Below are 2,111 nucleotides of genomic sequence, written 5' to 3'. Positions count from 1 at the left end.
GAACAAGGAAAAGGTCACTATGTTGGTACCTGGACGGCACCAAAAGACACGATCAACGGTGCTGTAATCGAAGTGGTGATGAGAGATGATTATGGAAACGAATCTCGTCAAACAGCCACTGGTAAAGTGTATGTCAACGTAAGACCTAACTAAATCATAGATTGATAGATTGAATGAAGATAATAGAATCATCTTTCACTTACCCTTTAGGTGAAAGGTGGAAGATGATTCTAAAATGTAAGCAAATTTTAGGGGGGAAATCAAATTGATAAAAAGGAACAGACATTACCGCATCGCATTTAGTTTTATTTTATGTGCATTATTGTTGCTCCCTACCTTTCTACCTCAACTCACCTTTGCTAATTCCAACTCCAAAGAAAGTATTTCTCTTCTTGAAAGTTCGGATGTAGCATCTRAAAACRTGAAAGCAAAGGTAGATAAAAAACTGAATGATCAGTTTAGTGAGAATGATACGGTTACCTTTTTAGTAAAATTAAAAGATCAAGTGGATACAAAAGAAGTTGCCACCGAAACAGCTAAAAAGGCTAAAGCTCAAAAACAAACGGCTGCCAAAACSGAATTGATGAAACGCTCTGCTGTCGTTTCTTCCCTTCGCGCTAAAGCTAGCGAAACTCAATACTCGATCAAAACCTATCTGGATCAAGAAAAAAAGAAGGGAAATGTCGAAGAGTTTCAATCCTTCTATATCGTCAATGGCATGGCGGTAACAGGAACCAAAGAAGTGATGGAGAAGCTTGCTACCTTCCCTGAAGTCGAAAAAATCCTGCCAAACGAAACGGTACAGCTGAACTCAAATGAAAACAGTAACACATCTACTCAACCAACATCTAACCAACTAACAGCAGCTGATACACAAGCAGACACCACTTCAATCGAATGGAATATTGCAAAAATCGACGCACCACAAGCCTGGAATATGGGCTTTGATGGTACGGGAACTGTAGTCGCTAGTATCGATACAGGAGTCCAGTGGAATCACCCTGCTTTAAAAGAAAAGTATCGGGGTTACAACCCAGCCAATCCAGATCAACCTGATAACACTTACAACTGGTTTGACGCTGTTGATGGAAACGATGCACCTTATGATGATATCGGTCACGGAACTCACACCGTGGGTACGATGGTAGGTTCTGAGCCTAATGGCACGAACCAAATCGGTGTCGCCCCAGGTGCAAAATGGATCGCTGTAAAAGCCTTTTCCAAGTCTGGTGGAACCCAAGTCGATTTACTGGAAGCTGGAGAATGGATTCTAGCTCCAAAAGATGCTGAGGGTAACCCACATCCAGAAAAAGCACCTGACGTAGTGAACAACTCTTGGGGCGGTGGAGCAGGCACAGATGAATGGTATCGCCCGATGGTTCAAAACTGGCGTGCAGCTGAAATTTTCCCTAATTTCTCTGCAGGAAATACCGGTCCGACTGGAGGAAGCATCTCCATCCCAGCCAACTATCCGGAATCGTTCGCTGTTGGTGCAACGGATAGTGGGAATCGGATTGCTGGTTTCTCCTCACGTGGTCCTTCGCCATTTGGAGAAGGGAAGCCAGACATTTCCGCTCCAGGTGTGGCCATCCGCTCTACCGTACCAGGTGATAAATATGCAGGCATGCAAGGAACTTCGATGGCTGCACCAGCCGTTGCTGGGGTTGTTGCTTTGATGAAGCAGGCGAATTCCTCTCTTACCGTTGAAGAAATGGAACAAATTTTACTGGATACGGCAATCCCATTAACTGACTCCACCTACCCAACTTCACCAAACAATGGTTATGGTCATGGTCTAGTGAACGCCTATGACGCTGWCTCCTCCATTGTCAACGGACGAGGCCGAGTTCAGGGACAAGTGTTTCATGAAGGTCAAGATACTGAGAAGCCAACTTATCAGCATACCGCTCCAACTGAAACATTTACGGATATGATATTACCACTTACTGTTCAAGTACAAGACAATGTCAGTGTAAGCAGTGTAGAGCTACAATATCGTGCAAGCGAATCTGCCGAATGGCAAACTGTAGCGGCAACTCGTACAGCAGGTGACTATAAGAGCGGAACGTACCAAGCCGTGATTCCGGCTGATGACGTACAGGTCCCAACCC

At 44.6% G+C, this 2,111-nt stretch carries 1 protein-coding gene; it reads left to right on the top strand.

Translation table 11 applies throughout. From position 1 onward, the window contains the following. Nucleotides 1-265: 265 nt before the first annotated feature. Nucleotides 266-2,111, top strand: a 1,846-nt coding sequence (locus tag AC1DSB_RS18460; RefSeq protein ID WP_477587325.1) for a S8 family serine peptidase, incomplete at its 3' end; no start/stop codon positions are given.

The organism is Paenisporosarcina sp. P4_E4_2, from assembly GCF_056401595.1.
The sequence above is the reverse complement of the archived record's forward strand: the minus strand, read 5'-3'. Positions and strand labels throughout refer to the sequence as shown.